Origin of the sequence: Pseudomonas sp. (assembly GCF_050739935.1) — a bacterium.
In the GTDB taxonomy this organism is placed as follows: Bacteria; Pseudomonadota; Gammaproteobacteria; order Pseudomonadales; family Pseudomonadaceae; genus Aquipseudomonas.
In genome coordinates this window covers 89,041-96,857 of record NZ_JBOICF010000080.1, presented here as the reverse complement: position 1 = coordinate 96,857, position 7,817 = coordinate 89,041, and the positions used below count along the sequence as shown (strand labels likewise).

Annotated in this window: 6 protein-coding genes; 1 reads left to right on the top strand and 5 read right to left on the bottom strand. The window is 59.5% G+C overall.

The genetic code is table 11. The features are described 5' to 3' along the window. The first annotated feature begins 229 nt into the window (after nt 1-229). The gene (nhaA, locus tag ACRER8_RS16185; RefSeq protein WP_431747242.1) at nt 230-1,417 is read left to right on the top strand and encodes a Na+/H+ antiporter NhaA; all 1,188 of its coding nucleotides are present in this window, start codon (nt 230-232) and stop codon (nt 1,415-1,417) included. Nucleotides 1,418-1,526: 109 nt separating this feature from the next. Here nhaA and ACRER8_RS16180 read toward each other — a convergent pair whose 3' ends face one another. The 5 genes from ACRER8_RS16180 to ACRER8_RS16160 form a co-directional block, all read right to left on the bottom strand. Continuing rightward, on the bottom strand, nt 1,527-1,991 hold the full coding sequence (locus ACRER8_RS16180) for a glycine zipper 2TM domain-containing protein (RefSeq protein WP_431747241.1): 465 nt from the start codon (nt 1,989-1,991) through the stop codon (nt 1,527-1,529). Between the two features lie 180 nt (nt 1,992-2,171). Then, nucleotides 2,172-2,819: a pyridoxamine 5'-phosphate oxidase gene (gene pdxH / locus ACRER8_RS16175; protein ID WP_431747240.1), complete on the bottom strand. Its 648-nt coding sequence runs from the start codon at nt 2,817-2,819 to the stop codon at nt 2,172-2,174. A 48-nt stretch (nt 2,820-2,867) separates the two neighbouring features. Beyond that, a complete protein-coding gene (locus ACRER8_RS16170) occupies nt 2,868-3,965 on the bottom strand; it encodes an OmpA family protein (protein WP_431747239.1) in 1,098 nt (365 codons plus the stop codon). 151 nt (nt 3,966-4,116) lie between these two features. Further along, a complete protein-coding gene (locus ACRER8_RS16165) occupies nt 4,117-5,265 on the bottom strand; it encodes a serine hydrolase domain-containing protein (protein WP_431747238.1) in 1,149 nt (382 codons plus the stop codon). Nucleotides 5,266-5,456: 191 nt separating this feature from the next. Beyond that, nucleotides 5,457-7,781, bottom strand: a complete 2,325-nt coding sequence (locus ACRER8_RS16160) for a beta-agarase (RefSeq protein ID WP_431747237.1) — start codon at nt 7,779-7,781, stop codon at nt 5,457-5,459. Nucleotides 7,782-7,817: the final 36 nt, after the last annotated feature.

Below are 7,817 nucleotides of genomic sequence, written 5' to 3'. Positions count from 1 at the left end.
TCACTGAACACCACCTTCGCCAGCAAGCCGGCTCCTACACAGGTATTCGAAACCTCCTACATCCCTCGCAGCACAAGCCCTGCAGCACTTTGTAACAAAAACTACAGACTTTCTGTATACAGGTTTCGTTCCGATTTTTAATAACAAAATCGAATATAACTTTTGTTTTCAGAAATAAGAACACAGAGTACGGTGTCGCTCCCTTTGCGCATGTCCATGGAGAGTGACCTTGCTCGTACGCAACACATTCAAACGTTTTTTCCAGTTGGAGGCGGCTGGCGGTCTCCTGTTGATCGCTGCGGCCGCGCTTGCCCTGCTGGTCAATAACTCGCTCCTTTCTTCGCTTTACAACGGGTTACTCGAAGTGCCGGTGGTGGCGCAGATCGGCGCCCTGAAAATTGCCAAGCCGCTACTGCTGTGGATCAACGACGGCCTGATGGCACTGTTCTTCCTGCTCATCGGGCTGGAGGTCAAACGTGAGGTGATTCAGGGGCATCTGTCCCGCCCTTCGCAGATCGTCCTGCCTGGCGCCGCAGCGATTGGCGGCATGGTGGTGCCAGCGCTGTTTTTCTGGGCCTTGAACAAGCACAACCCCGCTGCCATGAGCGGTTGGGCGATTCCCATGGCGACCGACATCGCCTTTGCTCTCGGCGTGCTGGCCTTGCTCGGCAAGCGCGTACCAGTGTCGCTCAAGCTGTTCCTGATGACGCTGGCCATTATCGATGATCTGGGCGCGATCATCGTCATCGCGCTGTTCTATTCGGGCGAATTGTCCAATCTGTCCCTGGCACTCGCCGCTGCATCGATTGCCACATTAATCGGCATGAACCGGCTGGGCGTGGTGAAACTCGCACCGTATCTGCTCGTAGGTCTGGTGTTGTGGGTCTGCGTACTCAAGAGTGGGGTCCACGCCACGTTGGCGGGCGTGATTCTGGCATTCTGCATTCCACTCAAGACAGCGAGAGACGTACCCTCTCCCCTGCAACAACTTGAACACGGGCTGCATCCCTGGGTCGCGTACGGCATCCTGCCACTGTTCGCCTTTGCCAACGCCGGGGTGTCGCTGAGCGGCGTGACCCTGGACAGCTTTACCCACCACGTGCCGATGGGCATCGCGCTAGGGCTGCTGTTGGGCAAAACACTGGGCGTGTTCGGCCTAACCTGGCTGACGATCAAGACCGGCGTGGCGGCGCTGCCGACCGGGGCGAACTGGGGTCAGGTGATGGGCGTGTCGATTCTGTGCGGAATTGGCTTCACCATGAGCCTGTTCGTTGGCTCCCTGGCGTTCGTACCGGGACAAAGCGAGTTTGCCGGCATGGACCGCATGGGCATCCTCACAGGTTCCGTCTTCGCCGCCTTGATCGGCTATGCCGTAACGGCGATAGCCAGCCGAAAACCGGTGGTCCGAAAACATTGATCCGCGGACAAAACCCTGAATCCAGAAACGAAAAACGCCCCGACTGATCGGGGCGTTTTTGTGTAAGCAGGTACTACATTCAACCCGCTTGGTGCATCTTCAAGGTGGATCAGCGAGTGACGCGGCTGGTGCCATTGACGGTCACGATGCGTACACGATCACCAATGCGGAAGACTTCGTTTTCCTGCACCTGCTGCACATACGCACGCATGCTGCCGTCATCTTCACGCACGGTAATCTCGACGCCCTGAGTACGTGTCAGGCCTTCTTCGGTCATCGAACCGAGCAGACCACCGGCTACCGCGCCAATGACCGCAGTCACGATACTGCCGCGCCCGCCACCAATGGCACTACCGCCAACACCACCGACAATCGCACCGGCACCGGCGCCGATCGGAGTTTTGGTCCCCTCGATCTTCACTGGACGCAGCGATTCGATGGTGCCCAGGCGCACGGTCTGCACTTGGCGAGCTTCTTCACGGGAATACGAGTCGCCGGTCAGGCTCGAGGTACAGCCGCCTAGCGTCAGCGCCATAGCGGTGAACGACGCAACCAACAGAACAGACTTACGCATAACAATTGCCTCCAGAGGAACAGGTGGTCATTAGACTCTGCAGCACCGAGCGGTGTCACGATCCTGTACCGATAATTTACGTTCATTCAGGCGCCATACAGAAAGCCGCCGACGTCTATAAGTATGGACGACGGCTTGCCGTATAGATTCAAAGAAAACGTCTTCCAAGCCGCTGATCTGTTACGGCGCAAGACGCTCGCGGATCCACTGCCCATCAATCAGGCGGTAGTTCAGGCGGTCATGAAGACGACTTGGGCGGCCTTGCCAGAACTCGATGCGGTCCGGTAGCAGGCGATAGCCACCCCAGTGATCCGGGCAGTCAGGCTGAGTGTCGCTGAAACGTTCTTCGGTGGCCTTGAGCAAACCTTCGAGTTCCGCGCGATCAGCGATCACCTGGCTCTGCGGCGAGGCCCAGCCCCCCAGACGGCTGCCCAGCGGACGAACCTGGAAGTAAGCGTCGGATTCTTCATGGGAGACTCTGACGACCTTCCCTTCAATGCGTACCTGACGCTCCAGAGTTGGCCAGAAGAAGCTCATGGCCGCATAAGGCCGAGCTTCCAACTGCTGTCCCTTGGCACTCTGGTAATTGCTGAAGAAGGTAAAGCCTTGAGCGTCGACGCCCTTGAGCAACAGGACCCGACAGTGAGGACGACCATCAGTGTCGACGGTCGCCAGTGTCATGGCATTGGCCTCGACCGGCGCCTGTTCGGTCTTCACCGCCTCGTCGAACCACTGATGGAATAACGCAAAGGGTTCTTCAGGCGCCTGCGATTCGGTCAAACCTTCGCGAGCATAGTTGCGACGCATATCAGCCAGACGCTGGCTCATCACTGCCTTCCTTAATCGGTATCCGTAAGCGGGATACCGATATTACCCTCAGTTGGCGTTCGCTTGAGCATCGGCAGCCGGTTTCTTGGTGGCTGCCTTGGCTGGAGCGGCCTTGGCCTTGGCGGGCGCTGCTTTCTTGGCCGGAGCCTTTTTGGCAGCTGGCGCCTTGGCGGCAGCAGCTTTCTTCGCCGGTGCCGCCGATTTGGCCGGTGCGGCGGCAGCCGCTGGAGTGGAAGCAGGAGCAACGGCAGGCTTGGCTTGCTGAACGGCGACCAGCGTTGGCGACGGCGGCAGGTTGTACCTGGCCATCAACGCGACCATGGTGTCCTGCGGCGTCATGATGATTTCTACACGGCGATTCAGCGCACGACCTGCTGCACTGTCGTCCGCCGCGCGCGGCATTACCGCACCCATGCCGCGCAGGTTCAGGCGATTGCGCTCCAGACCGCTCAGACGAAAGATCGCGGCGACCGACTGTGCGCGTTGCTGGCTGATCTTAAGGTTGGTATCGCTGGCGACGTCGCTGTGACCCAGTACCAGAATCGCGGTTTTCTGATCACCTTCCACGACCTTGGCCATGCGGGTGATCGGGCCGAGGTTGATCGGCAGAAGCATTTCCGGTCGGTCAGGGTTAAAGGTGCTGTCTACCGGGGCGGTCACGACCAACACGTCCTCGCGGCGTTCGAACTGGAATTTGCTGTCCTTGATGGCTTCACGCACCTTTGGCTCGTACTGGTCGAGCCAGGCCTGGGTGACTTTAGGGTCAACCTTGGGCACCTGCGCTGCATCTTTCTTGGCCTCAGCGTTACCGAACGGCCACCACCACTTGCTGCCGTCATCGGCCTTGGCTACCGCTGGCTTGGCGGTAGGCTGGGTGGCAGCCAGCTCAGGTTTCTTGTCGGTGGTGCCATGGTCGGAACCGAACGGCCAGTACCAGTGTGTGCCCGTTTCGGCTTCTGTCTTGGCGACTTCGGCGGCGGCCGGGCTGACGGGTTTCACTGGCGCCGCAGCAGGTGCAACATCGGTGCTTTTGCCGGAGCCGAACGACCACCAGTGATCGTTGCTGGCAGATTGATCCTGAGGCGTTTGTGCGCAGCCGGTAACGGCGAGGCACAGGGCAAATGCGAGACTTTTATTGGCAGACATGAGTGGCTCACACAAATAATTGATCAGAAAATGAACGAAGCAGCGCCCATATAACACGCATAAACGCCGATTTGGAAAAGGAAACTGCCCTACGGTTCCGATATGGGCGATTTAACTGACAGTCGGTAGAACAAGCACTTATCGGCGATAGTTATTGCAAACACTCACCAAGCGCGCGGACCAGACCCTGTGCTCGAGGATCCATTAGCACGTAAGGGCCGAGAGTGTTGGTCACGAAACCGAACGCCACATCATGCTCAGGGTCGGCGAAGCCCACCGAACCGCCTGCGCCCGGATGCCCGAAGGATTTGCCACCCAGCCCGAAGGTCGCGTTGGGAACCGTCGACTGGTCAAGCATGCAGCCCAGTCCGAAACGGGTCTGGGTGAGCAGGGTCTTGTCCTGACCCAAGCTGTGTTCGCGCGTCAGCTCGTTGATCAGGTCGGCATCGAGCAAACTGCCGTCAAGCAGCGCGGCGTAGAATCCGGCGAGGCTGCGGGCATTGCCGTGGCCGTTGGCGGCAGGCTGTTGCATGCGTCGCCACTCCGGTTTGTTGGTGCTGGTCATGATCGATGGCGGATTGGTAAATGCTCGTGCCGTCATGGAGGTTGGCTCGCGCATGGTGGCCTGCAGCAGACGCTGGGCGGCTTCATCGCCGACACTCCCTTTGCCACGTGCGATATGGGCGACGCGATGAAACTCCTCATCGGGCAGGCCGACATGGAAATCCAGCCCCAGCGGACGCGAAATGCGCGCGGCAATGGACTCACCCGGTCCACGCCCGTCCGCGCGGCGAATGAGCTCACCGACCAGCCAGCCATAGGTAATCGCAGCGTATCCGTGGCCTTGGCCCGGCGTCCACCAGGGTTCTTCGGCAGCCAGCGCGTCGGTCATGGCGTGCCAGTCGTAAAGTGCCTCGGCAGCCAGCATGTCGCGGATCGCTGGCAGACCGGCCTGATGGCACAACAACTGACGCAAGGTGATGGACTGTTTGCCAGCGGCTGCAAATTCGGGCCACAGGCGCGCGACGGGTTCGTCCAGATTCAGTTTGCCCTCGCCGACCATCTGCAACGCTGTGACGGCGGTGAAGGTCTTGGTGCAGGAAAACAGATTCGCGATTGTGTCGCTGTGCCAGACCTCGGCACCGTCCTTGTCAGCAGTACCCGCCCACAGATCCAGCACGGTCTGTCCGCCGACCTGCACGCACAACGCCGCGCCGCGCTCTTGCGGATCGTCGAAAAGCGCCGCAAATGCCTCGCGTACGGCTTCGAATTGAAGTTCGAAATGACCTTGAATCTGCACGGTATCTCTCTCCGGCGCGGCTGCACAAAATGTCGTGCATTGTTCCAGCGATTGGGAGATTTGGGAACAGCGACGCGTCGTCGGGCGCACAGCAAAACCTGTAGGAACCGGCTTGCTGACGAACATGTCAGGTCAGACACATCGATGTGGACTGATCCGCCGCGTTCGCCAGCAAGCCGGTTTCTAAGGGATCAGCGCGCTATTACTTCCCCAACCTGCCCATTGGCCTTGCGCACGGCCTCGATGAAGCCCTGATAAGGCACATCGGTAATCCCTACCAGCCCCAGATGCCCGTTTTCGCCGTCGAGCAGGCGCCCGGTCGCGGGCTGGTCCAGGTACTGGAACCAATGCACGCCGACGATGGAAGGGTCTGAAAAGGCGCTCTTCAGAAAGCTGGCGTAAGCCGGGCCACGATCCTCCTCGCGGGGGACCTCCATGACGCCACCCCAGAACGGTCCGCGATCACGCGAACCGAAGTGGAATTCGCTGACCAGCACCGGTTTGTCGAGCACGCGCAGTTTGGCGAAATCCACGCCATCCTGCGGTTTGGGCGTGTAGAGGTTGAAGCTCAGAACGTCGCAATATTTGGCGCAGGCCTCAATCGCTTCCGGCGTACTGACACTAAAGCGACCGCCCAGCAGCAGGTGGTTCGGCGCGTGCCATTTCAAGGCGTCGGAAATGGTCTTGAAGTAAGTTTCGGCGAACACGCGCTGGAAGTACTTGAGGTCATTTTCGATTTCCGGATGCTCCGCGCTTGGTAATGGCGGCTCGAAGCCCGGATCTTCCATCAATTCCCATGCAGGCAATTCGATGCCCCAGGCTTTGGACAGCCCCTCCTGATTACGGTACTTGTCGCGCAACTGTTTTAGAAAAGCACGCTTGGCCGGGACATCCGTGGTCAGTTTCAGGGTGCCGTAGGCCAGCGCATAGCGGTCTTTCGGGCCATCGCCCGGCGCGGCCCACGCCAGTTCGTTGTCCGCGAAATAACCGATCAGCCAAGGATCGTCGCGATGATCGCGGGCGGCAATGGCGACGGCACGTTCAGTTGCCATGGCGAAGCGCGGGTCGAACGGATCGGGCATCCCACCCCACCAATCGTGGCCGGTGCTGATGCTGACGTAATCGCCGACAATGGACAGCGGCAGGGTAAAGGGCACGCGCTCCCTGCTTTCAAGGGCAGGTTCGCTCCAGTTGCCGATGGTATTGAAGCCCCAGGCCTGCAGGCGTTGCAGGGTGTGATCGACCCAGCGTTTGCTGTCCAGATTCACCGGTTTGCATTCCACGGAGGGTTGTGGCGCGGCGGGTTCTTCAGGCGAAGGCGCAGGATTCTTCTGATCGTCAGGGGCGTCGGTGATCGAGGTTTCGGGGTTTTCATCTTCGTCGACCACAGGTGCAGGTCTGAAAACCTCGACGCACTTGGGCACACCATAAGTGCGTTGCAGATTGGCGCCGTAGAAATCGAACCAGCGCCCCTGATCGAACTGCCGATCCTTGTTGGCACCGGTGTTGCGGTTGTCATCATTGGTGCCGTAAAACGCTGCCAGCGGATCGTCGTTGCCAGGCAGGCTGGCAAACATCGATTCGCGGCCTTCGACATAGGTTTGACTGTCATCAGCAGCGATGGCATTGATCCCCAGCGAATAGAACGGATGGCCCTCCGGGGTCACCAGATACCAGCGATCATTGCGTTTCTCGGCGCGGAAAAAACCTTTGGCCTCGAAGACTGGTCCTTTCAACAGCCCGCCATATTTGTCGTGGGCCGGACGATCCTTCAACCATGCCTTGAGTTGTTGTTGCTCCTGACTTGCCAGACTCTTGAGCTGATCGTCGCGGGTGATCTTTTCCGGCCATTTGCCACGGGTGTACTGGCCGTATCCATCGAGCAGATTACTGTAGGCAGCCTTTTGAATCATGTCGTCTTCCTGTACCCCGAACTTCTCGATCAGCACGCTTTGCGCGACTTGGGGTTGCGACATGGACACCGTGACCGACGTTACCTGACTCGCATTCAACTCGCCGTTGGTGTTGGCCAGTAACACGCGCTGGCCTTCATAGGTCCACGGCATTGGCGGTCCGATACGCATGCCTTCGCTCAGCGCAGAACTGGCCTTGAGCGGCACAATCAGGGTTTGCGCAGGGCCAGCGGGCAGGTCGATTCGGCTGTTGAGGGTTTTGCCGTCACTGCTCTGGACTTGTACATAAAGCGTCAGCGCCCAATCCATCGCGCTTTGCACGCGCAAGGTCATGGCACTCTCGCCACTCCAGTCCCAGACGCCGCTTTGCGGTGACAGGCGCAGGCTGGGTCTGGTGACGGGATTGAACGTCACACGACGCAGTACCTCGCCCTCGGCCGTCTGCTCGGCGTTGGCCTGGGGCAAACTCGCATCCTGGGTCGTGACCTGCACCACATCAGCCGGCCGGACGAAATTGAACAGCGTCTGCTGGCCGTCGGGCGCGGCACGTACGGATCCTGCGCAGGCAATGGCCAGGGCGGCAGACAACCAACGACGAACCATGTGATCTTGTGCTCCTTGATGATGGGCGGGCCCTAA

Excerpts from the sequence above, each read along its gene's own strand:
- ACRER8_RS16180 (WP_431747241.1), bottom strand. The coding sequence starts at position 1,991 with ATGCGTAAGTCTGTTCTGTTGGTTGCGTCGTTCACCGCTATGGCGCTG.
- pdxH (WP_431747240.1), bottom strand. The coding sequence starts at position 2,819 with ATGAGCCAGCGTCTGGCTGATATGCGTCGCAACTATGCTCGCGAAGGT.
- ACRER8_RS16170 (WP_431747239.1), bottom strand. The coding sequence starts at position 3,965 with ATGTCTGCCAATAAAAGTCTCGCATTTGCCCTGTGCCTCGCCGTTACC.
- ACRER8_RS16160 (WP_431747237.1), bottom strand. The coding sequence starts at position 7,781 with ATGGTTCGTCGTTGGTTGTCTGCCGCCCTGGCCATTGCCTGCGCAGGA.